The 22740-nt window shown below is 65.9% G+C and carries 29 protein-coding genes and 1 riboswitch; of the genes, 16 read left to right on the top strand and 13 right to left on the bottom strand.

Annotated features, from left to right (window positions below; all coding sequences use genetic code 11):
* The first annotated feature begins 161 nt into the window (after positions 1 to 161).
* The 4 genes from DES52_RS23175 (at position 162) to DES52_RS19405 (ending at position 1315) form a co-directional block, all read left to right on the top strand.
* Positions 162 to 311, top strand: a complete 150-nt coding sequence (locus DES52_RS23175; protein ID WP_170131179.1) for a hypothetical protein — start codon at positions 162 to 164, stop codon at positions 309 to 311.
* A complete protein-coding gene (locus DES52_RS19415) occupies positions 308 to 532 on the top strand; it encodes a hypothetical protein (protein WP_110888494.1) in 225 nt (74 codons plus the stop codon). The genes DES52_RS23175 and DES52_RS19415 overlap by 4 nt, the downstream gene beginning before the upstream one ends.
* Before the next feature lie 120 nt (positions 533 to 652).
* Positions 653 to 973 carry a hypothetical protein gene (locus DES52_RS19410; RefSeq protein WP_110888493.1) on the top strand — a complete coding sequence of 107 codons (321 nt, stop codon included), beginning with the start codon at positions 653 to 655 and terminating at the stop codon, positions 971 to 973.
* A 15-nt stretch (positions 974 to 988) separates the two neighbouring features.
* Positions 989 to 1315, top strand: a complete 327-nt coding sequence (locus DES52_RS19405) for a hypothetical protein (protein WP_110888492.1) — start codon at positions 989 to 991, stop codon at positions 1313 to 1315.
* A gap of 50 nt (positions 1316 to 1365) precedes the next feature.
* Here the strand turns inward: DES52_RS19405 and DES52_RS19400 are convergent, their stop codons facing one another.
* The 5 genes from DES52_RS19400 to DES52_RS19380 all read right to left on the bottom strand — a co-directional run bounded on the left by DES52_RS19400 (position 1366) and on the right by DES52_RS19380 (position 4650).
* Positions 1366 to 1803 (bottom strand): hypothetical protein, encoded by a 438-nt coding sequence (locus DES52_RS19400; protein ID WP_146237390.1) that lies wholly within the window; start codon positions 1801 to 1803, stop codon positions 1366 to 1368.
* 62 nt (positions 1804 to 1865) lie between these two features.
* A complete protein-coding gene (gene surE / locus DES52_RS19395; RefSeq protein WP_110888490.1) occupies positions 1866 to 2639 on the bottom strand; it encodes a 5'/3'-nucleotidase SurE in 774 nt (257 codons plus the stop codon).
* A 439-nt stretch (positions 2640 to 3078) separates the two neighbouring features.
* Positions 3079 to 3972 (bottom strand): ROK family protein, encoded by an 894-nt coding sequence (locus tag DES52_RS19390; RefSeq protein WP_110888489.1) that lies wholly within the window; start codon positions 3970 to 3972, stop codon positions 3079 to 3081.
* Entirely contained in the window at positions 3959 to 4225 is a 267-nt protein-coding gene (locus tag DES52_RS19385) for a hypothetical protein (RefSeq protein WP_110888488.1), read from the bottom strand. The genes DES52_RS19390 and DES52_RS19385 overlap by 14 nt, the downstream gene beginning before the upstream one ends.
* On the bottom strand, positions 4222 to 4650 hold the full coding sequence (locus DES52_RS19380) for an acyl-CoA thioesterase (protein ID WP_245901163.1): 429 nt from the start codon (positions 4648 to 4650) through the stop codon (positions 4222 to 4224). Before DES52_RS19380 ends, DES52_RS19385 begins: the two co-directional genes overlap by 4 nt.
* A gap of 55 nt (positions 4651 to 4705) precedes the next feature.
* Between DES52_RS19380 and DES52_RS19375 the strand changes: the two genes are divergently transcribed.
* From DES52_RS19375 to DES52_RS19340, 7 genes are all read left to right on the top strand, one after another.
* Positions 4706 to 5026, top strand: a complete 321-nt coding sequence (locus DES52_RS19375; protein ID WP_110888487.1) for a cell division protein FtsB — start codon at positions 4706 to 4708, stop codon at positions 5024 to 5026.
* 46 nt (positions 5027 to 5072) lie between these two features.
* A riboswitch (adenosylcobalamin-variant (AdoCbl-variant) riboswitch) is annotated at positions 5073 to 5161 on the top strand.
* 121 nt (positions 5162 to 5282) lie between these two features.
* Positions 5283 to 6143 (top strand): ABC transporter substrate-binding protein, encoded by an 861-nt coding sequence (locus DES52_RS19370; RefSeq protein WP_110888486.1) that lies wholly within the window; start codon positions 5283 to 5285, stop codon positions 6141 to 6143.
* Positions 6140 to 7135 (top strand): FecCD family ABC transporter permease, encoded by a 996-nt coding sequence (locus tag DES52_RS19365; RefSeq protein WP_245901160.1) that lies wholly within the window; start codon positions 6140 to 6142, stop codon positions 7133 to 7135. Before DES52_RS19370 ends, DES52_RS19365 begins: the two co-directional genes overlap by 4 nt.
* Positions 7132 to 7923, top strand: a complete 792-nt coding sequence (locus DES52_RS19360; protein ID WP_110888485.1) for an ABC transporter ATP-binding protein — start codon at positions 7132 to 7134, stop codon at positions 7921 to 7923. The genes DES52_RS19365 and DES52_RS19360 overlap by 4 nt, the downstream gene beginning before the upstream one ends.
* A 2-nt stretch (positions 7924 to 7925) precedes the next feature.
* Positions 7926 to 8264, top strand: coding sequence for an NAD(P)H-dependent oxidoreductase subunit E (locus DES52_RS19355; protein WP_110888484.1), 339 nt, complete (start codon positions 7926 to 7928; stop codon positions 8262 to 8264).
* 9 nt (positions 8265 to 8273) lie between these two features.
* Complete coding sequence (locus DES52_RS19350; protein ID WP_110888483.1) at positions 8274 to 9242, top strand: DUF2268 domain-containing putative Zn-dependent protease; 969 nt, start codon at positions 8274 to 8276, stop codon at positions 9240 to 9242.
* A gap of 550 nt (positions 9243 to 9792) precedes the next feature.
* On the top strand, positions 9793 to 10761 hold the full coding sequence (locus DES52_RS19340; protein WP_110888481.1) for a ferritin-like domain-containing protein: 969 nt from the start codon (positions 9793 to 9795) through the stop codon (positions 10759 to 10761).
* Between the two features lie 173 nt (positions 10762 to 10934).
* Here DES52_RS19340 and DES52_RS19335 read toward each other — a convergent pair whose 3' ends face one another.
* Complete coding sequence (locus DES52_RS19335; protein ID WP_110888480.1) at positions 10935 to 12467, bottom strand: carboxypeptidase M32; 1533 nt, start codon at positions 12465 to 12467, stop codon at positions 10935 to 10937.
* 37 nt (positions 12468 to 12504) lie between these two features.
* Between DES52_RS19335 and DES52_RS19330 the strand changes: the two genes are divergently transcribed.
* Together DES52_RS19330 and DES52_RS19325 are read left to right on the top strand one after the other, a co-directional pair.
* On the top strand, positions 12505 to 13278 hold the full coding sequence (locus DES52_RS19330) for a class I SAM-dependent DNA methyltransferase (protein WP_110888479.1): 774 nt from the start codon (positions 12505 to 12507) through the stop codon (positions 13276 to 13278).
* Complete coding sequence (locus tag DES52_RS19325) at positions 13275 to 14228, top strand: NAD(P)H-dependent glycerol-3-phosphate dehydrogenase (protein WP_110888478.1); 954 nt, start codon at positions 13275 to 13277, stop codon at positions 14226 to 14228. The genes DES52_RS19330 and DES52_RS19325 overlap by 4 nt, the downstream gene beginning before the upstream one ends.
* Before the next feature lie 53 nt (positions 14229 to 14281).
* Here DES52_RS19325 and DES52_RS19320 read toward each other — a convergent pair whose 3' ends face one another.
* A complete protein-coding gene (locus DES52_RS19320) occupies positions 14282 to 16099 on the bottom strand; it encodes an RNB domain-containing ribonuclease (RefSeq protein WP_110888477.1) in 1818 nt (605 codons plus the stop codon).
* 99 nt (positions 16100 to 16198) lie between these two features.
* Between DES52_RS19320 and DES52_RS19315 the strand changes: the two genes are divergently transcribed.
* The 3 genes from DES52_RS19315 to DES52_RS19305 all read left to right on the top strand — a co-directional run bounded on the left by DES52_RS19315 (position 16199) and on the right by DES52_RS19305 (position 18159).
* Entirely contained in the window at positions 16199 to 17086 is an 888-nt protein-coding gene (locus tag DES52_RS19315) for a hypothetical protein (RefSeq protein WP_110888476.1), read from the top strand.
* 13 nt (positions 17087 to 17099) lie between these two features.
* Positions 17100 to 17696 carry a hypothetical protein gene (locus DES52_RS19310; RefSeq protein WP_110888475.1) on the top strand — a complete coding sequence of 199 codons (597 nt, stop codon included), beginning with the start codon at positions 17100 to 17102 and terminating at the stop codon, positions 17694 to 17696.
* 106 nt (positions 17697 to 17802) lie between these two features.
* Positions 17803 to 18159 (top strand): DUF2089 domain-containing protein, encoded by a 357-nt coding sequence (locus tag DES52_RS19305; RefSeq protein ID WP_110888474.1) that lies wholly within the window; start codon positions 17803 to 17805, stop codon positions 18157 to 18159.
* A 3-nt stretch (positions 18160 to 18162) separates the two neighbouring features.
* Here DES52_RS19305 and DES52_RS19300 read toward each other — a convergent pair whose 3' ends face one another.
* From DES52_RS19300 to mqnP, 6 genes are all read right to left on the bottom strand, one after another.
* Positions 18163 to 19692, bottom strand: coding sequence for a sensor histidine kinase (locus DES52_RS19300; RefSeq protein WP_110888473.1), 1530 nt, complete (start codon positions 19690 to 19692; stop codon positions 18163 to 18165).
* Between the two features lie 62 nt (positions 19693 to 19754).
* Positions 19755 to 20432 (bottom strand): response regulator transcription factor, encoded by a 678-nt coding sequence (locus DES52_RS19295; RefSeq protein WP_015235450.1) that lies wholly within the window; start codon positions 20430 to 20432, stop codon positions 19755 to 19757.
* A gap of 46 nt (positions 20433 to 20478) precedes the next feature.
* On the bottom strand, positions 20479 to 21069 hold the full coding sequence (locus tag DES52_RS19290; RefSeq protein WP_110888472.1) for an adenylate/guanylate cyclase domain-containing protein: 591 nt from the start codon (positions 21067 to 21069) through the stop codon (positions 20479 to 20481).
* A 75-nt stretch (positions 21070 to 21144) separates the two neighbouring features.
* The gene (locus DES52_RS19285) at positions 21145 to 21573 is read right to left on the bottom strand and encodes a hypothetical protein (protein ID WP_110888497.1); all 429 of its coding nucleotides are present in this window, start codon (positions 21571 to 21573) and stop codon (positions 21145 to 21147) included.
* Between the two features lie 10 nt (positions 21574 to 21583).
* Positions 21584 to 21856, bottom strand: a complete 273-nt coding sequence (locus tag DES52_RS19280) for a hypothetical protein (protein ID WP_110888471.1) — start codon at positions 21854 to 21856, stop codon at positions 21584 to 21586.
* The gene (mqnP, locus tag DES52_RS19275; protein WP_110888470.1) at positions 21838 to 22722 is read right to left on the bottom strand and encodes a menaquinone biosynthesis prenyltransferase MqnP; all 885 of its coding nucleotides are present in this window, start codon (positions 22720 to 22722) and stop codon (positions 21838 to 21840) included. Before mqnP ends, DES52_RS19280 begins: the two co-directional genes overlap by 19 nt.
* Positions 22723 to 22740: the final 18 nt, after the last annotated feature.

Raw genomic sequence — 22740 nt, 5'->3', positions numbered from 1 at the left:
CGTGACGCCCGACGGGTTGGTGTTGGTGGAGGTGGCGCCGGGCGTGGAGGGGCGGGACGTGCAGCGGCAGACGGGCGCTCCTCTTCACCTCCGCGCGTCAGTCTGAACTTTCCTTGAGGCTCTCCTGCGACAACACGCCGATGGGATTGGGAAGCTGAAGCATGACCGATCCCAATTCCCAACTGCCCGATCCCGCCGACAAGGAACAAGCCGAGGGGGAACGCCCCGAAGGCATTCCGCAAGAAGACCGTGGCACCGACCCGGACGTCGATCCGGCCGCCAAGGAGCAAGCCGAGGGGGACCGCGAATGACCGACCCGAACGCACAACACGACGGCAAGGCCGACTCCTCGAACGTCGGAAGCGCCGCGAATCCTGAAGTCGTGAAGGAAGACTCCGCCGTGTACCAGCCTCCCAAGGGGGCCGAAGAAGCCGACCGTGTGGACGCCGCCGTGGACGGCACGAGCGCTTCGCATTACGGCGCGAACGATCCCGCCTTGTACGAATCGGACGCCAAGGACGACGAGTCCTGAGCGCGAACGCCTCGGGCCGCGCGAACAGGCGCGGCCCTGTCTTGTGTAAACGTCCATGTTGTGGCGGCGTTCACGCTTGAAGGCGAAGGCTCCTTCGTACGTTGCCCAAAGGAGGTACGAGTGAACCCAGACCTCGAAGACACCATCGTCGCCCTCGAAGCGGGCGTCGCGAACGTCGACCCGAATGCCGCTCTGCAAAACGTCCAAGGATGGCGTACTCGCCTCGACGGGGCAGACTTTCCCCACGCGGACGATCTGCGTGTCGGTTTGGAAGAGCTGTCCACGCGGCTCGCCAACGGCGACCTCAAGGACGTCGGGGAGTTGCTCGCGCGACTCGCCAACTACGTGAACGCCACCGTTTCGTACGCGCCCGCCGACGTGCGAGAAGACCTCGCGCGTCTCGGCGACCTGCTGCACCGCGGCGGGACCGACGTCATCTGAACGCCAGGGAGCAACATGAGCAGACTCGACGATACGCTCGGCGCCCTTCAGGAAAACTCCGTCGCGCTCGATCTCGACACCACCCTCGACTTTCTGGAGGCTTGGCAGCGCGACCTGCGTGACGCGGACATCGAAGGCGGCGAGGACCTCGCCAACGCCCTCGCCCGCCTTCAAGCGCAACTCGAAAGCGACGAGCCGGACGGCAGCGCCATCAGCGAGATCCTCGCCGATCTCGCCAACCTCACCCAAGACGCCGCCGACACGGCGTCCGACGAGCTCGCCGGGAAGCTGCAACTTCTGTCCGACACGCTCGGCGAAATGAGCGAGGAAGCGGGCGCTTGACGTGGAAACGAGGTCGGGGAGGGCAGCCTCCCCGACCTCGTTTCTCCCGCTCAGCGAACGTGGAAGTCGAAGCGGAAGAAGCGGTCGGTTCTCGGCGTGTTCGGAACCCTACGCTCGAAGAAGCGCCGCGATTCGCCCGGACGAACCACGAGGCCGCGTGGTAATGCCGGACGCCGCTGGGCGCGGGGAACGGCGAGTCGTGCGTCGCGCACTTGCGCCCGCAACTTCTCGCGCTGCGCCCGCGTCGCGCGAAGCGCCTCGGCCCGCGCGTCGCGCTCGGACCTCCCGGCTTTGAGGGCCGCCGTGTACGCTTCGAGCGTCTTGATACGCAAATCGCGCCATTGCTGGACAAGCGTGTCGCGCCGCGTTTGCACGCTCGAACTCGTCGAGGGCCGCGAGGGGCTCGCGGGCGCCGCGCTCGTCGACAAGGCGAGTCCCGAGGTGGCGGTCAGGCAAACGGTCAAAGTGAGGATCTGGATTCTCTTCACTGGATTCACCTCCGTTCCTTTGAGCGTGTGAACGCGGCGAAAGTTCCCTCGAAGGAGGGTCTTCACAAGTTCGGTAAGAACGCCTCCACTTCGCGCATGAAGTCGTGGTGCGTCAGCTCGAGCCGTACGGGCGTCACGCTCACGAAGCCCGCCTGCACCGCGCCGTAATCGCTTCCTTCGGCCTCCGACGCCTTCGGCGTGCCCGCCACCCAGTAGTAATCGCGTCCGTCAGGGTCTTGGCGACGAATGATCTCGTCCTCGAAGCGGTGGTCGGACAGGGTCGTGACGCGCACGCCGCGCGGTTCGCCCGCCGGGAAGTTCACGTTCAACAGCGTCCTCGGCGGTAAGCGGCGCTCCAGCACCTCGCGCGTGAGCTTGGCCGCGTACGCCGCCGCGTGAGAGAAGTCGAACTCGCCGTCGGGTACGCTCACCTGCGAAAACGCGATGGACGGAATGCCGTACGAGAGCCCTTCGATGGCCGCCGCGACCGTGCCGGAATGCGTGAGGTCGCTGCCGAGGTTTCCGCCGAGGTTGATGCCCGACACGACGACGTCGGGTCGTCCGAGCAGGTGAATGCCGAGGACAACGCAATCGGCGGGCGTTCCGTCCACGCGGTACGCGGGAACATCGCCGAACCCGGCCGACGCCGTGTGCTTGAAGCGCAGCGGTCGACGAATCGTGATGCCGTGGCCCACGGCGGACTGCTCGACGTCGGGAGCGACCACGGTGACGTCGGCGACCTCGGCGAGCGCGAGCGCGAGCGCCTTGATGCCCGGGGAGAACACCCCGTCGTCATTCGATACGAGAATGGTGGGTCGGTGGAGATCTTGCGTCATGCTCGACAGTGTACGGCGCGTGACCTTAGCCGCCCCCTCCATGAGCACCGGTCGGGACCGACCTTCCGCTCGAGTTCCTCACGCTGCGGCCAGGCACGACACGTCCCGCGTCATCGAACCGCGCCGAGGGCGCGACCAACGCGGCGGGACCATCGTCCACAGCGATGCGCCCGGCCTTGCGAAAGGCAGGAAGGCCGCCTTGACTGAACGAGGACCGCCCGTTCAGCTCACCGTGCGGAGCGTTCCGTGCGCTCCGTCGGGAAAAGCGAGGGAAACCTGATGCGCTTCGAGACGATGGACGCCTCACCCCGTCAGGAAATCGAGGAATTGGAAGCTGTTTTCAAGCCCGACTCTTGCCGAATCGCGGTGAGCATGCACGCGAAGCGGCCTGAAAAGCCGCCTTCTCTCGCACGCGAGAGAAGGCGCAGGGAGAGGAGCTTTACTCGCGGGCGGTCAGCGCCGCTCCGATGACTCCGGCGTCCGTGCCGAGCTCCGCCTTGCGAATCTCCACCTCGGCGAAGCCTGCCGCGCTGTCGTTGGCGTACGCGCGCACGGCGTCGAGGAAGTACTCGCCGACTTCGGCGACGCCACCGCCGATCACGAAGACTTCGGGGTCGAGGAACTTCTGGACGTCGCCGATGGCGGAGCCGATGAAGCGCATCGCGCTTTGGACGATCTTCTCGGCTTTCGCGTCGCCGCTGCGAGCGAGATCGAAGACCTCGGCGGTCGTCATGGGCGTGCCGAAGGCGAAGGTGGCGTCACGAGCGATGGCCGTACCGCTCGCGACCGCTTCGAGCGCGCCCGCGACGGAACTTCCCGCGACGGGACCGTTCGGCAGCGAGATGATGTGCCCGAGCTCTCCGGCGATCTTGTGATGACCGCGCCACACCTTGCCGCCGAGGACGATGCCGCTTCCGATGCCCGTCGAGACGGTGATGTACACGCTGCTGGTCGCGCCGCGTGCCGCCCCGACCGTCGCTTCGGCGAGGGCGGCGGCCTTCGCGTCGTTTTCCAAGACGATGCGGTGCCCGATGTGCTCGCTCATGTACTCGACGATGGGCACGTCACGAAAGCCGTAGATGTTCGGCGCGAACTTCACTTCCGTGTACTCGCGGTTCAGCGGGCCGGGCACGCCCACGCCGACTGGCGCGCCGGGAAAGTCGGCGTGCAAGGCGCGCACTTCGTGCACGGCCGCGTCGAGGACGCTGTGCCAGCCTTCGCGCGGAGTGGGAACGGAGAGCCTACGAACGAGGTGATCGCCTTGCAGGACGCCGAGGGCGATTTTCGTGCCGCCAACGTCCACGCCGATGGTGGTGAGGTCACTGTGAGTCATCTTCGCCCAGAATACGCTCCGCTTGCACCTGATGCACCTTCAACACGTACAGCCCGACGCTGCCCATGTAGCCGCCCGTCTCGATTTCGATGACGGGCGTGAACATCACCCATTGAAAGGGAGTGCGCAGAACGCTCGGAATCCCGTCTTGATCCAGCAGGCGTCGAAAGGACTCGGCGATGAGCCTCGGGTACTCGCCGACGTGCACCCAACGGTCGCCGCCGAGGGTGACTTCACGCTCGTCCCGCTTCACTTGAGGTCTCGTTCCAGCGCTCGCCGAAGGTCCTCGGGAAGCGGTCGAGGGCGGCGCTCGCTCGGCTCGACGTTCACCTGCACGGTGCGGGCGGCGGCGGCGACGACGCCGTCGGCGAGCACGCGGTAGTGGAAGTCGAAGGAGCTCGCGCCGAGCCGCGTCGGCGCGAGCTCGACGGTGACGCGCTCGCGCAACTTCACTTCGCGCACGTAGTCGACTTCGAGACGCGCGACGACCATCGTGAAGGTGATGCCGCGCTCGCGCAGGGCTTCCATGTACGCGACGCGCGCGATCTCCAGGTACTGCGCGTACGCGACGTTGTTGACGTGACCGAGCGAATCGACGTCGCCGAAGCGTACTTGGATCTCGGTGGTGTGCGCGCCGCTCCAGTCGATGTCGAGCGGCGGGGTCGGGGCGGGAGTCATGCGGTCAGTCTACCTCCCATGCGCGCTCGCGCCTCGGGCGCTACACTGGCGTTCGATGCGCAGGTTGCCCCTCCTCATGGTCATCGCGAGCGTCCTGGCGGGCCTGGGAGTCGTGCAGATGACCTTCCTGATCGGCCAGGCGGCGTACCGCGCGGTGTCTTGGTCCAACGAGTCGCGGGCGTTGCGCCGCGAGATCGACGGGTTGCGCCGAGACGTGCGGACGTTGCAGGACATGCGGGCGCGCACCTTCGACGGAAATTACCTGCGCGACCTCGCGCGCTGTCAAGGCTTCGTGGAGACGTCCGAGCGGGTCGTCGTGGACGAGGCGGCGAAGGTGCCACAGCAAGGCAACTGCGAACCCATGGCGTCGCCCTGAACGAAATGGACCGAACCTTTTCATGTCGCGCGTGATACACTCGGCGCGACGGCGATCAGGGGAAGTCCGGTGAAAGTCCGGCACTGTCGCGCAACGGTAAGCCTCGGTGAGGCAAGTCCGAATGCCTGCCCGTCACGCCTGCAACACTCCTCGCGAATCGGGAGGACGCACGCACGAACACGAATGCTGGTTCATGCGACGTTCTCCGCCCTTCACCGGGCGGATTTTTCGATTTCGGCGAGAGGAGGAGAATCGTATGAAGCATCTGCTGTTGACCCTCGGCTTGCTCTCTTTGCCCACGGCGCTCGCCACGCGCTACCCTTTGACGATCACCGACGACCTCGGGCGCAAAGTCACGATCACGAAGGAACCTCAACGTGTCATCTCGCTGCTTCCGAGCAGCACGGAGACGATCTGCGCGATCGGTGCGTGCGACAAGCTCGTCGGCGTGGACGACTACAGCGATTTTCCAGCGCAAGTGAAGAACTTGCCGAAAGTCGGCAACCTCTACCAACCGAACATCGAGGCGATGGTGGCGCTCAAGCCCGACGTCGTCGTGCTGAGCAAGTACGGTCAACTCGTCGAGCCTCTGACTCGGGCGGGCGTCACGGTCGTGGCGATCAATCCCGAGAAGTACGACGAGATCTTCTCGAAGACGAACCTGATCGGAAAGCTCCTGAACCGCGAGAAAGGCGCGACGGCCGTCAACACGAAGATCAGCCGTGACGTCGCCCGCGTGGAGATCTTGACGAAGAACAGCCGCAAAGTCCGCACGTACCTGGAGATCGACCCGACGCCCTACACCGTCGGCCCCAACTCGTTCATGGGCGTGCTTCTGTCGAAGGCGGGCGCTTCGAACATCATCCCGGCGAACCTCGGAGACTTTCCGCAGATCAGCCCCGAACTCGTCGTGCAGCAAAATCCCGCCCTCATGCTGGGGCTCGACCTCGCGGCGGCCAAGAAGCGGCCTGGCTGGAACAACATCGCGGCCGTCAAGAGCGGCGCCGTGAAAGACATTCCCTCGGCGCTCAACACGATTCTCGGCCGCCCGGGGCCGCGCATCGGCGAGGCGCTCCTCGGTCTCGCTAAGCTCGTTCACCCGGAACTCTTCAAGTGATCGGCGCGCGAGGGCGGCAAGGCGGCAAGACGATCTTGCTGCTGGTCGCCCTCGCGGCGACGGTGCTGCTCGGCGTGGGGCTCGGCAGCGTCTGGGTGCCGCCGCTCGAGACGCTGCACGCCCTCTTCAAGGGCGTGACGGGCGCCGAACTCTCGGGCAGCGAGATCATCGTGTGGCAGTTGCGCTTTCCGCGGGTCGTCTTGGGGCTCCTCGTGGGCGGCATTCTCGCGACGTGCGGCGGCGCCTTTCAAGGCGTGTTTCGCAATCCGCTCGCCGATCCGTACCTGATGGGCGTGGCGAGCGGCGCGTACCTCGGCGTGACGATCGCGGTCGTGCGCAGCCTGTCCTCGGTCGTGACGCCCGTCTTCGCGATGACCGGCGCGCTTCTGAGCGTTCTCGTGACGCTCGCGCTCGCTCGGCAAGGGCGGACGTTTCCGCCGACGCGACTCATTCTCGCCGGGGTGGTCGTGGGCAGCATCGTCACGGCCGTCAGCACTTTCTTGATGCTGCGCGGCCAAGACCGCGTGCGGCAGGTGTTCACGGCGACCCTCGGGAATCTCGCCCTCGGCGGCTGGCCGGAAGTGCGCCTGGTCGCACTGTACGGCGCGGTCGGCGTCGGGATGGTGCTGCTGCTCGCGCGCGCCCTCAACACCGTGCAGCTCGGTGACGCGACGGCGCGGTCGCTCGGAGTGCCCGTCGAGCGGCTGAGGCTGATGGTGATTTTGGCGGCGAGCGTCGCCACGGCGGGCGCGGTGAGCTTCGCGGGCATCATCGGCTTCGTGGGTCTCGTGACGCCGCATATCGTTCGGCGCGTGTGGAGCGCGGACTTCCGCGTTCTCCTGCCGATGTCCGCGCTCGCCGGGGGGACGCTGCTCGTCCTCGCCGATCTGCTCGCCCGTACCCTCACGCGGCCCGCCGAACTGCCCGTCGGGATCGTCACGACGCTGCTCGGCGGGCCGTTCTTCCTGTATCTGCTGAGGAAGACGCGATGACGAGCGAATCCGCCTTGGAGGCGCGGCACCTCACCGTGCGCGCGAGCGACGCCTTCGCGCTGCAAGATGTCGATGTGATGTTTCGGCGCGGGCAGTTCAGCGTGATCCTCGGGCCGAACGGGGCGGGGAAGAGCACGTTGCTCAAGGCCTTGCTGGGCTTGGCGAAGCCCGCGCGCGGCGAAGTGCGTCTGCTGGGCCGACGGTTGGTGGACGTGCGCCGTCAAGAGCGCGCCCGCCTGCTCGCGTACCTCGCGCAAGGCGAGGCGCTTCCCGAGGAGATGCGCGTGCGCGACCTCGTCTCGCTCGGACTTGGCGCGGGCGGTTGGCTGTGGGGCCTCGTGCCGCTGCAAGGCGAATCGACGGACGACGAGTCGTCCGTGACGCGCGCCATGGAGCGAACGGACGTCCTGCGTTTCGCGACTCGTCGCGTGTCCGAACTGTCGGGCGGCGAACGGCAGCGAGTGGCGCTCGCGCGCGCGATCGTCGCCGAACCCGCCTTCGTGCTGCTCGACGAGCCCACCAACCACCTCGACCTCAGCGCGTCGCTGGACCTCGTGCGCTACTTGCGCTGCGAAGTCGCCGGGGAACTCGGCGCGGTCCTCGTGACGCACGACTTCTCGCTCGCGTCGAGCGCCGATCACGTCGTCGTCCTGAAAGACGGGCGCGTCCTCGCGAGCGGTCTCCCGGAGCGCGTCCTCACGCCGCGCGTCGTGAAAGAGGCGTTCGGCGTGAACGTCGAGATCCTTCGTCGAGGAGAACGTCTCCTCGTGGTGCCCACGGAAGCCTGATCATGCCAGCGAAATACTTCAAGACGAGCGGGCACCTTCTGCTGTGCCTCAACAACAATTGCCGAGCGCGCGGCGCGGACCTTCTGCACGTCGCCCTCACGAACGCCCTCGAAAACCACAAGTTGGCGTACTACAAGACGGGCGGAAGCTTGCGCTTCACCACGAGCGGCTGTCTCGGCGCGTGCGGATACGGCCCGATCCTCGCGTGCTACCGAGAGCGAAACGGAACGCTGGAAGAAGGATGGTACGAGAACGTCACCTTCCCGCTCGCGATGAAGGTCGCGCGGGCGATCCACGAGGAGGGCGACCTTCCGGACGAACAACGGTACGGCCCGAAGTAGAGTGACGTGATGCGCCGCGACTTCACGCTGCTGGGCCGAGACGTTCGCGCGGTCCTCGGTTGGGTGGGGCGGCGGCGCGCCCTCGTGGAACTGCCGGGCGCGTTGTCGCACGCGTCGCCGACCGACGTTCGCTTCGTCACGCAGGACGTCGCGCGCTTCTACGCGGCCTTCGACGAGGCGCGGCGCACGCGAAACTTTCCTGCGGCCTTTCGAAGCCTCTACCTCGCTTCCGGCTCGCCGGGCTTACGTGAATTCGCGCACCGCCGACCGCAAGGATTCGCGAACCTCGGGGCGATCGTGCGCGCTCGCCGAGCGTTTTACGAAACCGCCCGCGAGCAAGTGCTGAGCCTCGCCGAGGACGACGCTTGGAAAGCCCGCGCCCTCTCGGCTTTTCGTGACCTTCACGCGCGGTTGCCGCGCGCCCGCTTTCCCGACGTGCACCTCGTGGTGGGCGGCCTCTTCACGGGCGGCACGGCGGGCTTGAGCGGCTTGTTTCTCTCGGCGGAGTTCTTCGCCGACGCGGCCGACACGAGAAGCTTGAGCGCGTGGGAACGCGCGGCGATCACGTCGGGCGACGCCTTGCCGTTCCTCGCCGCGCACGAACTCGTGCATACCTTGCAACGACGCTCGTACTCGTCGGTGTCGTCGCCGTCCTTGCTGGACCTCACGATCTACGAAGGCACGGCGGACTTCGTGGCGAGCGTCGTGTCGGACCAAGCGCCGCGTGGCGCTCACCACACGTTCGGACGAGCGCACGAGGCGGACGTGTGGCGCGCGTTTAGACGCGACCTGCTCAAATCGAGCGTCCGCGACTGGCTGTACCAGGGACCGAACGCTCGGGGAGTGCCCGCCGACCTCGGATACTTCGTGGGCGAGCGAATCGCGCGGTCGTACTTCGAGCGCACGGGCGACTTCGCGGGTCTGTTCGACGTGAGCGACCCGCTCGCCTTGCTGCGAGCGAGCGGCTACGATCCTTGAACGACGATCGGCGGGACTTCCGGGCGCGAGTCGATCTCGTTCGAACGCCGCGTGCCGCGGGCGGACTTCTCGCGCGACGCGTTGGTCGAAGCCGTGCGTCTCGGTTCACGTGACGAGAAGCTCGGGTTGCGTCTCGTTCGACGTACCTTCGCGGGCGTCGAGGCTCCCGTGGACGATCTCGGTGCCCTTCGCCCCGAGATTGCTCGCTCGCCTCGGGAGAGCGTGAGAACACGAGCTTGGAAACCGCTGGCGAGAAAGGCGTTTGTGGAGCGAATATGGTTGTGAAACGCACGAAGGAAAGCAGGAACAAAACAAAATAAATAGAAAGACAGAGTTATACGCGGGCTCATGGAAAATAGATGCGCTCGCCTGTGAGGAGGCCGGGACACAATTTTTTTAATCTTTGAAGACTTCCCAGGGATTTCCTTGCGACTCATGAAAATGTGAATAGATAAAGGTCAGCTTTTGTGAATACTCAGCGCCTGGCTTCTAGGTCTGCCTACCCTCAATGAGACTCCGCCTCAAGCGAACGTCAATCTAGGAGGGAATGATGACAAACGACCAACGCCCGTCTTCAACCAACCCGCGCCGCCGCTTTCTGTCGAACTTGGGCCTGATGGGTGCCGGGGCCGTCTTGGCCGGATGCGCGCCCACCATCGCTCAGCAGCCTTCTCAAGACAACGGTCTCGACGTTCCCATCTTGAACTTCGCCCTGAACCTCGAGTACCTCGAAGCCGCCTTCTACGCGGCCGCCGTCGGACGGCTCGCCGAAGTCCAAGCGCTCGGCGGAAGCGCCGCCATCACCCTCCCGGCCGGCTTCAACGCGGGCGACAACAATCCCGCGGGTCTCTCGGCCGACATCCTCTCCATCGTGCAGGAAATCGCCGAGGACGAAATCAACCACGTCAAGTTCCTGCGCAACGTCCTCAAGTCCGCCGCCGTCAACCGCCCCGCTCTCGACCTCAGCGCGTCCTTCGCGGCGGCGGGCAGCGCTGCCTCGGGCGGCCTGATCACGGGCTTCAATCCCTTCGCCAACGAGTTGTTCTTCTTGCACGGAGCGTTCGTCTTCGAAGACGTCGGCGTGACGGCCTACAAAGGCGCGGCGCGCTTCATCGACGATCAAAGCGCGAACGGCGTCTTGGAGCAGGCCGCCGGGATTCTCGCGGTCGAAGCTTACCACGCGGGCACCATCCGCACCTTGCTGTACCAACGCCGCGCCCAAGCCGCCGCGGCCGGGCTCGACGTCGCGACGGTCGTGCAAAAGATTTCCGACTTGCGTGACGCCGTCGACGGCTCGGACGACCGTGACCAAGGCATCGTGGGCGGCACCTCGCAAAACCCCAATACGGTCGCGGGCGCCGCGAACATCGTGCCGACCGACCAGAACGGCGTCGCCTTCAGCCGCACGCCTCGTCAAGTCGCCAACATCGTCTTCTTGCAAGTCGGCGCGACCAAAGGCGGCTTCTACCCGAACGGAATCTCCGCCGACGCTGGAACCGCCACCCTGCTCGGCTTGTAAGAACGGCTCCGAGCGTCGCATCACGAAGACCACGAGAGGAAGGCGCCGAGTCATGCTCGGCGCCTTCCTCTCCTCCTTTTATGTCGCTCGCGCCGTTCCTGTCAGGCAGGTCCGCTGCCGAGCAGGGGTGTATCGACCGTCGGCGCCACGACGACCTTGCTCTTGCCTTCGGTTCAGCTCAGGTTGTACAACTCGCCGTACTTGCCGCGCAGGTACGCGAGGTACGGCGCGACCGTCAGTTCCGAGCCTGTCGCGTTTCGCGCGACTTCCGCCGCCGCGCGGCTGCGTCCGAAGCGGTAGACGTTTTGCGTGAGCCAGCCGCGCAACGCGCCGAACTCTCCGCGCTCGATCTCGCCTGGAATGCCAGGGTGCGCCTTCACGGCCGCGTCCCAAAACTGCAAGCTCAAGATGTTGCCGAGCGTGTACCCGTGGAAGGCGCCGCCGATCAGGCCGCCGAACCAGTGCACGTCTTGCAGCACCCCGTCGCGGTCGTCGGGGGCGCGCATCCCGAGGTCCGATTCGTAGCGGGCGTGCCAGGCGTCGGCGAGGTCGCGCACCTCCAGCGTCCCCTCGATCATCGCGAGCTCCAACTCGAAGCGCAAAATGACGTGCAGGTTGTACGTCAACTCGTCCGCGTCCGTACGAATGAGGCTTTTGCGCACGACGTTCACCGCGCGGTACATCTCCTCCTCGCTCACGTCGGCGAGTTGCTGCGGAAACGTGTCGCGCAGCGGCCCGAAGTAGCGCGCCCAAAAGCCGCGCGACCTGCCGACGACGTTTTCCCACAAGCGCGACGAACTTTCGTGCACGCCCGCCGACGCTCCTCTGGCCAGCGGCAGTCCTTCGAAGGCGCGGTCGACGTTCTGCTCGTACAGCGCGTGCCCCGTCTCGTGCAGCGTCGAGAACAGCGCGTCCGTGAGGTCGTTTTCCTGCACGCGCGTCGTGATGCGAACGTCGTCGATCGAGAAGCGCGTCATGAACGGGTGCGCCGTGAGGTCTTGGCGTCCGCGCGAGAAGTCGTAGCCGTAATCGCGCGCCACGCTCTCCCCGAAGCGCAGTTGTGTCGCCACGTCGTACGCGCGCCCCACGAAGTCCGTTCTCGGCTCGGGACGCTCGGTGACCGCGCGCACGAGCGGCACGAGTCCCTCGCGAAGCTCCGCGAACACCGCGCGCACCTTCTGCACGGTCATGCCCTCGTCGCTGCCGTCCACGAACACGTCCATCGGATGCGAGAACTCGGGGAAGAACGCGCTGTACTGCCGAGAAAGCTCCAGCGTCTGCTCCAGACGCGGCACCATCGCCGCGAAGTCGTTGGCGGGCCGCGCCTTCGTCCAAGCGCCGTAGGTCTCGGACGTGTGCCGCGACATTCGCGCCACGAAGTCGCTCGGCAGGCGCGTCGCACGGTCGAAGTCGCGCCGCGCGACGCGCACGAGCCGCGCCTCGAAGGAATCCGCTTCGAGCGCCTCCACGTCACGCTCCAGCCCGTCGATGAGGCGTCCGAGGTCCGCGTCCGTCGCCTTGGCGTGGCGAATGCGGCTCAGCACCGCGCTTTGCCGTCCGCGCGCGGCCGCGCCGCCCTCGGGCAGGTACGTGGAACGATCCCAGCCGAGCACCGCGCCGATGCTCGTCAAATCCTGAATTTCCGCGAGTCGCTCGCGCAACTCCGCGAACCGCGTGTCGAACGCCGTTCGTTGATCGGTGGTCATGTGGGCATGATACCCCCCCTCCGTCTATCATGCCCCCATGCAGCGCCCTCCTTTCACAGCCCTCGCGAGCGTGTACGACGCGATCATGGCGGACATCGAGTACGACGCCTGGGCGGACTTCATCTTGACGTACGCCCGCTCGGAGAACTTCACGCCGAGCAGCGTCCTCGACCTCGCCTGCGGCACCGGGGCGAGCACCGAGCCGTTCGTGAAGCGCGGCCTCGACGTCGTGGGCGTGGACGGCTCGGCGGACATGCTGAAGGTCGCGCGCTCGCGCGTGCCGAACGTGGAATTCGTTCTCGGGGACTTGCGGACCTTCGATTTGTCGCGGCGCTTCGACCTCGTGACGTGCCTGTTCGATTCGCTCAACAACCTCACGGCTTCCGAGGATCTCGGCGCGGCTTTCTCGCGGGTGTACGCGCACCTCGCGCCGGGCGGCTTGTTCGCGTTCGACATCAACACCCGCTCGGGCGTGCGTGACTTGTGGGAAGGGGACGCCTTGGAAGGACTGGCCGTCACGCCCGACGGGCGCGAAGTGCACTATCACTGGTCGCACCACTACGACGCGGCGCGCGATCTCGGCGTCGTGCAAGCTTTTTGCCGCGTGGAAGGCGAGGAGTTCGTCGAGGTGCACGAGGAGCGTGGCTACGATCAGTTCGACCTCGAACCCCTCTTGGCGGCAGCGGGATTCGGACGGTGGGAATTCGTGGAATTCCCCGACTTCGCGCCGCCCGAGTTCGACGCGCCGCGCGTCTGGGTGTTCGCGTGGAAGGCCTTCGAAGGACAGGGGCTGCCGTCGGAGGTCGTGTGAACGTTCTCGTGCTGGGCGCGGGCGGTTGGGGGACGGCGCTCGCGGTGATGCTCGCTCGCCAAGAGCGCGACGTGACCCTCTGGGCGAGACGCGAGGACTTCGCGTCTCTTCTTCGCGAGGAGCGAGAGAACGCCGAGTACTTGCCTGGCGTGACGTTGCCGAGCGACGTGCGCGTGACGTCGGACTTGTCGGTCGCGCCTCAGTTCGACTTCGCGCTCGTCGTCGTACCCTCGGCGGGCGTGGAGGACCTCCTGTCGCGCCTGCCTCGCTCGCTCGGCGTCGTTTTGTGCGCCAAGGGCTTGGCGGCGAGAGGCGAGCGCTTGTCGGAACTCGCTTCGCACCTCGGGTTTTCGCGTGTCGCCGTCTTGAGCGGCCCGAACCACGCCGAGGAAGTCGCGCGCCTGCTGCCCGCCGCGACGGTCGTCGCGAGTCACGACGAAGCGTTCGTGCAAAGCGTGCAAGACGTTTTGCTCACGCCGACCTTCCGGGTCTACACCTCCACGGATCTCGTCGGCGTGGAACTCGGCGGGGTCCTCAAGAACGTCATGGCGCTCGCGGCGGGCATGGTGGACGGAGCGGCCCTCGGCGACAACGCCAAGAGCGCCCTGCTCACCCGTGGCTTGCGCGAGATGGGCCGTTACCTCGCGGCGAACGGAGCTTCGCCCGACACGGTGTACGGCTTGTCGGGCCTCGGAGACCTCGTCGCGACCGCCACGAGTCGCCACTCGCGTAACCGCGCCGCCGGAGAAGCGATCGTCAAAGGACAAAGTCCCGCGCAAGGCGGCAAGGTCGTCGAGGGCATGCGCACCGCGCGCCTGCTGTTCGAGTGGGCGTCCGCGCACGGACACGACCTGCCCATCGTGAAGGCGGTGCGCAACGTCGTGGAGGGCGAGTGGTCGCCGAGCGAAGCGCTGCGGTCTTTGATGGAGCGGGAAGCGAAGCCCGAGTAGCGTTCGGGCCGCCTCGTCGTACCGCGAGGGCGGCCACACCGCTTCATGGCGAGTCAAGTCAGGACGCGCCACCTCGCCGTGAGGTTGGGCAGGTCCACGCTCGCCACTTCCAGCGTCACCGTCTCGCCGAGGTCGTGCGGAGCCGTGACGGTCGCGTCGAGCGCCAAGTCGGGCAGCAGAACGGTCGCGCTCGCGCCTTTGCGCTCCACGACGACGCCCTCTCCACGCCACGCCGCGTGACGCCGCAAGAACACCAGCGTCCAATGACGATTGCTGGCCCGCTCGGCGCTTCGCACGGCGCCCGCCGCCATGTCCGCCTCGGCGGTGCGCGCCGAGATCTCGCGGCCCGACAGCAACCGCTCGCCCGCGAGGAAGGCCCGCACTTGCTGATGCACCACGAGGTCCAAGTATCGCCGCAGCGGCGACGTGCTTTGCGCGTACATCGACAGGCCCAAGCCGAAGTGTGGGGCGGGAGAGGGCGCGAAGCGCGTGCGGGCGAGCAGCTTGCGGCCCGCGTACTGCGAGGCGAGGTCGTCTCCTTCGACGCTTCCGAGGGGTCGGTCCTGCGCGGCGAAGGGCAACGCGATCTCCCGCTCGGCCGCCCAGCGTGCCACGCCTTCTCCGGCGGCCATCATGGCTTCTTGCACGAGCAGACGGCTTTCGAAGGGCGGCAGCGACGTGATGCGCACGTCGCCGTCTCGAACGCGAATGCGCACCTCGGGCAGGCGCAGCATGAGCGCGCCTGCCGCTTCGCGCCTCGAGCGCGCCGCTCGTCCGAACTCGGCGAGCGCCGCGAGCGTCGGCTCGTGCAGGCGTTCTTGCGCCTCGGCGTACGTGAGGCGCGTGACGTGCAGACGCGTGAGGTGCACGTCCACGTTCGTCACCTCGAAGGCGTCGTTCAAGTCGAGGGCGACGCTGAGGGCGTTCGACGTCTCGGTGAGACCCAACGCCACGGCGTCGGTGAGTTCTTGCGGCAGCATCGTGATCGTGCGGTCCGGCAGGTAGAGGGTGGCGCCGCGCGTTCTCGCTTCCCGGTCGAGCTCCGAGTCGGGCGTCACGATGACGGCGGGATCGGCGACGTGTACCCACAAGCGCCAGCCTTCGTCGGTGCGCTCGATGCTCAGCGCGTCGTCGGGGTCGGCGCTGCCCTCGTCGTCGATGGCGAGCGCGCTCAAGTGCGTGAGGTCGAGGCGGTCTTCGCTCGGCGCGGTGGGAAAGGGGAGGGCGACGTCTTTCGTGGAGACGCCCGCGCGCTCCGGATGTGGATTGCGCGTCTCAGTCCACACGCCGAGGTCGAGCAGCAGGGCGTGCGCTTCTTGCGGGGTCTCGAGGCGACCCAGGGCGGTGAGCACGCGCGACTTGGAGGTGCGCCCCGAGGCGAGGCTCTCGACGTCGGCAAGCTTGCGCGCGTCCGTGACGTCGCGGCGCTTCAGGGCGGCGATGAAGTCGTCCCACTCGCGCGCCTCGCGGTCCTTTGCTTCGCGCGCGTCCAAGGTCGCCTGCACCGCTCCGGGCGACTTAGGTTTCACGCCGTCCACGCCGCCTTCGAAGTACGTTCCGTCTTGCAGCCAGTTCCACACGCCGAGGGCCGCGCCGGGCGTGAACGAGCCGAAGGCGAGGTCGGCGAGGTCGGCCAAGCTGAAGGTCTCGCCTTCCACGAGGTCCCACGCGTCGCGGGGATCGCCGCTCGGAATCGAGACGTCGAGGTTCGCGACGGGGCCGGGGTGCAGTTCCACGACGTCCTTCGGCCGCACGCGTACGCGTCCGGAAGGAGTCGAGATTTCGAGTTTGTCGCCGCTGACCTCCTCGACGCGGGCGGGTTTCGACTTGTACAGCACGAGGCTTCCGGTTCGAAGGATCACGACGGGCATTGTCGCGCCTTCTGCCCTTGAAACGCTACGCCAAAAAGCCTATGAAACGTAAGTTGACAAAATAGCAAGCTAGGGTTTACAAAGAAGCAGGAGGTAGGTATGAATCAGGATGAACAGTTTCGGAGCCGGGTGGAGCAACTTGTCGCCGAAGGCAAACTCACCGCCGACGAAGCCGCCAAGCTCGTCGGAGCACCCGCCCGCACGACCTCCGCCGCCGACGAAGGTGTCGAGGACGTGAACGCTACGAGCGGGACCGACGAAGCGAGCGGTTCTCTCGCCGCGACGTCCGCCGCGCCCGTTCGCACCGAGGTCATGAGCTACCGCTACGACGGCGAAGTGCCGTCGCGCCTGTACCTCAACGTGCAAGGCTTCAGCCTCACCGTTCGCGTCGATCACGGCGTCACCCAACCGATGCTGACGGCCTCGCAGCCCGACCGTCTCGAACTCGTCGGATCGCCGCAAGGCTGGCGCGTGTCCCGCACGCCGCTGCAATGGGAAGAAAAAGGCTCGAACTGGTTGGAGCGCGTGCTGAACGGCTTCACCCAAGAAGGCAACTTGCGCGCCGACCTCGTCATCCCGGCGGACATGGCCGAAGTGACCGCCAAAGTGCAAGGCGGCAACCTCACCCTCGATCCGCTGGTCGCCACCGTCGACGCGGTCGTGCAAGGCGGCAACCTCACCCTCGCCGACGCGCTCGGCGTGCAGGCCAAGGTGCAGGGCGGCAACCTCAAGTGGCGCGCGACCTTGAACGGCGGGCAGCACAGCGTCAAGGTGCAGGGCGGCAACCTCAACCTCGAACTCGGCGCGGCGTCCAGCGTGCGCTTCCGCGGCGACGTCGTCGCGGGCAACCTCAGCGCCAGCGGTCTCGACGTCACGAAGACCTCCCGTGACTTCGTCAGCGCTTCGTACGAAGGCGTGCTCGGCGAAGGCAACGCGCACCTCGACCTCAAAGTGCAGGGCGGCAACGCCCGCCTCGTGACCGTCTGAAAGGGTTCCACGCATGAAAGAACGCATCACGAAAATCCTCGAACTCGTCGCCGCAGGTCGCCTCGGCCACGACGACGCCGCGCAACTCCTCCAAGCCCTCTCGCCGAAACTGGCCCTGTCCGAAGAAGCGCGACCGCACGTCTTCGGCCTTCTGAACGCTCCTGACTTCGGCGTGGACAAGGTCGCCGACCTGCTGCTGGCCACGCTGTCGCCGACGCCCTCGTTCGTGGTGGGCGGACGCCGCACTCCTTTCCCCAAGGGCGACTTCTCCTTCGGCTTCGAAGACCTCGGGCAGCGCATCTCCAGCGTCGTCGAAAGCGCCCTCGAAGGCTCCATGGGCGCGCGCGGCGCGGCGAGCGGCAAGCCGGGCCGTACCTTGCGCGCCTCGGGCGAAGACAGCGACGGCAACGAGTTCACCGTGAACATTCCCCTCGCCCTCGCCGAGCACGCGGACAAGCTCTTGCCGCCCCTCGCGTGGAAGCTGCTCGAACGCCAAGGCATGACGCCCGAAGCGCTGAGGCTGCTGCTCAAAAGCAACCCGCCCATCGGTCCGCTTTTGCAATCCGAGGACAGCGACGGCAACGAACTGCAACTCGTGATCGTGGCGTGAGCTTCCCCCGCCTCGAGAAGCCCCCCTCCAAGGGGGGCGTTTCGGCGTTAACCTGAGTTTCGACGTTCAACGCTTCCCTCGAAGGGAAGCTCGCCTGAGGAGGCCCATGTCCAAACCGCTCCCCATTCCTTTTCCCGGCGTCAAGGAAGCGCCCGTCGTGATCGAACTTCGCTTCCCCAACGCCGACGTGACCGTGCGAGGCGAGTTCGAGCTCAACGAGTTCGCGCTGCTGAGCTCGGAGAACCTCGAATTCCTGCGCCTGTACATCAAGGTGCGCGGCAACCTCAAGGAGGTGGAGCGGATCCTCGGCGTGTCGTACCCGACGGTTCGCGCCCGCTTCGACGCGATGCTTCGCGGAATCGGCTACGAGCCCGACTTGCCCGACCCGAAGGACGAGGCGCTGACCTTGCTGGAAAAAGGAGCGATCAGCCCCGAGGAGGCGTTGCGCCGCTTGAAGAAGTAAGCGTCACGCCACTTCCTCGGCAAGCTCCTCGCTCACCCGCACGATCGGAAGCTTGACGTACACGATCGTTCCCTCGCCGACGGCGCTTTCGATCCAGATGATGCCGTCGTGCGCGTCCACGATGGACTTCGTGATCGCCAGCCCGAGACCCGAACCGCCGACGTCGCGCGACCGCGATTCCTCCACGCGGTAGAAGCGGTCGAAGAGCCGCGCGAGGTGCTCGGGCGGAATGCCCGGGCCGTCGTCGGCGACGCGCAGCAGCAACTCGCTGCCTTCTTTCGTCGATGACAGCATGACGTCCTTCGCGCCCGCCTTGAGAGCATTCGAGACGAGGTTGATCATGACTTGCCGCAACTTGTCGGAGTCGGCGGCGAACTCCACGTTCTCGCCGCCCGTGCGAATCTCGGCGCCGCTCGCTTGCGCGACGGGTCGCAGCTCTCGGCTGATGTCGTCGAGGAAGATGAGCGACAGCATGCGCTCGCGCCGCAACGGATTGACGCCCGAGTCGCTGCGCGCGAGTTCCAGCAGCGACGCGATGAGCTTCGAGAGGCGGTCCGCTTCGCTTTTGATGATCGTGAGGCTCTCGCTTTGCTGCGCGCTGGGATTCGTGCGCCGCAGCAAGTAGCCCGCGTGCCCGCTGATCGCCGTGACGGGAGTGCGAAGTTCGTGGCTGGCGTCGGACGTGAAGCGTCGCTGCGCCTCGAACGAGTTCTCCAGACGGTCGAGCATGGAGTTGAGCGCGCGCGCCAAGTCCTGCACCTCGTCTCCGGTCGGCGGCTCGGGCACGCGGCGGCGCAGCGTCTTCTCGGAGATGCTCTCGGCGGCGTCACGCACGAACTTCAGCGGCCTGAGCGCGCGGCCCGCCAAGAGGTACGCGAAGACCCCGGCGAGAATCACTCCGACGATCGAAATCAGCAGCACGATCGGCTGGAGAAGGCGGATGACGTCGTAGGTGGGGCTGAGGTCGAACGCCATGTACAAGATGCCAGTGGACGGCTGCACTTGACCGTCGAAGATCGTCGCGTCCGTCTCTCGGTCCAAGGGGAAGAACCCGATCAGCATGATGACGGGAACGCGCTTGTCGGTGGACGTGGAGCGCAGCACGGACGCCCGCTTGAGGATGTACAGCGGTTCGGTCTTCAAGCGCTCGAAGTCCTCGCGCGTCAAGGCGAACGGCGCTTGATTCGCGCGGCGCGGCGTGTCGGGCTGCAAGTTCGAAGAGACGTAGTACGGCTGCTTGAGCGCTTGCACAGTCGACCACGGCAGCGCCCGGAAGTTCTCGGGCGTGACGTTGGGAATGACGTCCACCGCCGTCAGGAGGTCCGTCGAGACGGGCAGCGTGAGGTCGGTGTTGTCGGACTTGAGGTGCCGCAGTCCTTCACGGCTGATGTTGAGGTACGTCGTCTTGAGTTGCTCGCGCGCGTTGCTCTCCAAAACGAAACGCAAGTTGTGCACGACCGCGAAGCCGATGATGGACAGCACCAATGCCAGAAGCGTCGTGTAAAAGAGGGTGAGGCGCCAGCGAAGCTTCATGCTTTACAGGGTAGTGGAAGAGCGTGAGCGGGACGAGGCGGCGCGCACCTCGTCCCCGAACCTCACTCTTCGCGCAGCACGTATCCGACGCCGCGCACGGTGTGAATGAGGCGGCGCTCGCCGCCTTCCTCGAGCTTGCGTCGTAAGTAGCCGATGTACACGTCAACGACGTTGCTGCCGCCCGTGTACTCGGGCCAGACTTTCTCTTCGATCTCGAAGCGCGAGAAGACCTTGCCGGGATTGCGCGCGAGCAGTTCGAGCAGTTCGAATTCCTTCGCCGACAGTTCGACGCGCCGTCCGCCGCGAAAGATTTCGCGGCCGTCGAGGTTCATGACGAGGTCGGCGACGCGAACTTCACCGGTGACGGCGGGGTTGACGCGTCGCAGGTGGGCGCGCACGCGCGCGAGAAGCTCCTCGATGGAGAAGGGCTTGACGAGGTAGTCGTCGGCGCCCGAGTCGAGGCCCTCGACTTTGTCTTGGATGTTGTCCTTGGCGGTCAGGATGATGATGGGCGTGTTGGAGGTCTTGCGAATGCGGCGCGCGACTTCGAGCCCGTCGAGGACGGGCAGCATGAGGTCGAGGATGACGAGGTCGGGGCTGACTTCGCGGAACTTGGAAAGTCCCGTCACGCCGTCGAAGGCAACTTCGGTCGCATAGCCCTCGGCAGCGAGTTCGAGCTCGATGAAGCGGGCGATGTCCTTTTCGTCTTCGATGACCAGCACGAGCGGCTTGCGTTCCATGCCTGCAGTCTAGAAACGGCTCTCATGAGAAGGTGAGAGCCTTCACTTAACCTATTTTCATGTCCCCTCTCGAAGGTGAGTACAACAACCGCGAGATCATAACGGGCGGAAATCCACGCGGCACCTCCCTACGCCCCGCGTCAACGAGGGTAGGAGGAACGCGGCGCGTCGTTTCCTCGCACAGCAAAATTTCTCCGGGCGTCGCCAAGTCGCACAGGCGTCTGGCGAGGTTGAGCGGTGTTCCGTACGCCGAGCGTGCCCCAACGATTTCGCCGAAGATCACCTCGCCACAAGCGACGCCCGCGTGCAACTGCAAGTGCAATCCTCTTTGTTTCGCTACCACGAGACGTCCGAGACGGTCATGCAACGCGAAGGCCGCTTCGAGCGCATGAGGAGTGTGGCGCGCGTCCCACAACGCCAACACCGAATCGCCCTGATGCTGCAACACGTCACCTCCGTTCGCGGCACACGACAAGATGAGAAGTTGGACAGCCTCCACCATGACTTCGTAGTAAGCCTCCAACGGAAGCGTTTGTGACAACCGCGTGCTTCCTACCACATCCGCGAAAAGAGCGCAGATATGGTGCCGCTCGGAACTCCGAACAGGAACGAGCGAGGAAGGCGAGTCGTCGGACATGAGAGGCAGTGTAAATAGTCTATGAAATCTTTCATTTCATATTTATGACACAGCGTTCTTTTGCCCCTCTCATTTTTACGAGATTAAAAAACCATGAAGAGGCGCCTCAGAATCGAAGCGCACCCAATCTCCCACGCTCAGTTGCGAAAGCGCCGTGAAACTGCCAAGCACCAGCGGAACACGCGCCTGCACCACGCACACGTTCCGTGACACCTGCACGACGTACCCGACGCCCTCCACCGAGGAAATTCCCGTCGTCGTCAAGCTCTCGGACTCTTCGCCGGACCCCACGACCTCCAACACCTTCGCGACCGCGTGCACGACCATCCTGGCGGGTCCCGGCAACGCCGCGTACGGCCCCGAACGATCGAAGAGGTAGAGCACGACTCCCCCCGCCTCGAACTCCAACAGCGGACTGCCCTCCACGCCCGGGTACAACACACCCTGCGCCGCGTGCGCCGCGTAACGCGTCGTGAACTCTTCGGCGGAACTTTCGAGCACCATGAACGCCATTCTAGGACGTCTCCCAGCCTTCCAGCGTCGGCGTCGGCGCGCCCGCCGCGTCCAGCACCGCGTCCGAACGCTCCAGCGCGAACGTTCCCTCCACCTCGCGTTGCATGTGAATCAGCACGAGTCCCACGAGGCGCTCCAGCGACGCCCACCCGACCGAGCCCGCTTCCTGCGCGTCCCTCGCGCGCCGAAGCAACGCCAACGCCTCGCGGTCCTCTCCCTCACGAAAGGCCGCGCGCGCGCGCGCCAACTCCGAGGTCACGTCAACGCTCGCCACGCCACGTCCGCCACGACGCCCACCAGCATCGTCAACGACAACCACATGTTCGCGTCGAAGAACGCCACGTTCACCCGCGTCAAGTCCTTGGGATTCACGATCGCGTGCTCGTACGCCAGAATGCCGCCCATGACGAGCGTCGCCAGGAAGTACGGCCACGCGGCCGCCGTCGCCACGCCCACCGCCACGAGCGCGAGAAACGTCAGCAGGTGCGAGATTCTCGCGATGCCCAGGGCGCTCGGCACTCCGAAACGCGCCGGAATGCTCTTGATTCCATGGCGACGATCGAAATCGACGTCCTGCGTGGCGTAAATGACGTCGAGCCCCACCATCCACACGATCACCACGAGCCACAACAGCCACGCGCCCGAGTCGAAGCGACCCGTCACGGCGATCCAACCTCCCGCCGCCGCCGCGCCGTCCGTCACGCCCAACCACACGTGGCACAGCCACGTGAAGCGCTTCGTGTACGGATACGCGATGAGGAAGACCACCGCGATCGGCATGAGGGCGAGACACAACGGATTGAGCTGCCACGCCGAAAACGCCAGAACAGCCAAACTCGCGATCGTCAACCACGTCGCTTGACGCGGCGTCACCTTGCCCTTCGGAATTTCCCGATTCGCCGTTCGAGGATTCAAGGCGTCGATGCGCGCATCGATGAGACGGTTCGCCGCCATCGCCGCCGTCCGCGCACCCACCATCGCCAACGTCACCCACAGAGCGACTCCGAGGCCCGGCCACGGCCTGCCGAGCGCCTGCATGGACGCCAGCAGCATGCCAGCGTACGCGAACGGCAACGCGAACACGGTGTGCTCGAACTTCACGAGGTCGTACAGAGTTTTGAAGCGCGTCTTCGCCGTCACGACTCGCCAGCATAGCGC

The organism is Deinococcus yavapaiensis KR-236 (assembly GCF_003217515.1).
Classification (GTDB): Bacteria; Deinococcota; Deinococci; order Deinococcales; family Deinococcaceae; genus Deinococcus_A; species Deinococcus_A yavapaiensis.
The sequence above is the reverse complement of the archived record's forward strand: the minus strand, read 5'-3'. Positions and strand labels throughout refer to the sequence as shown.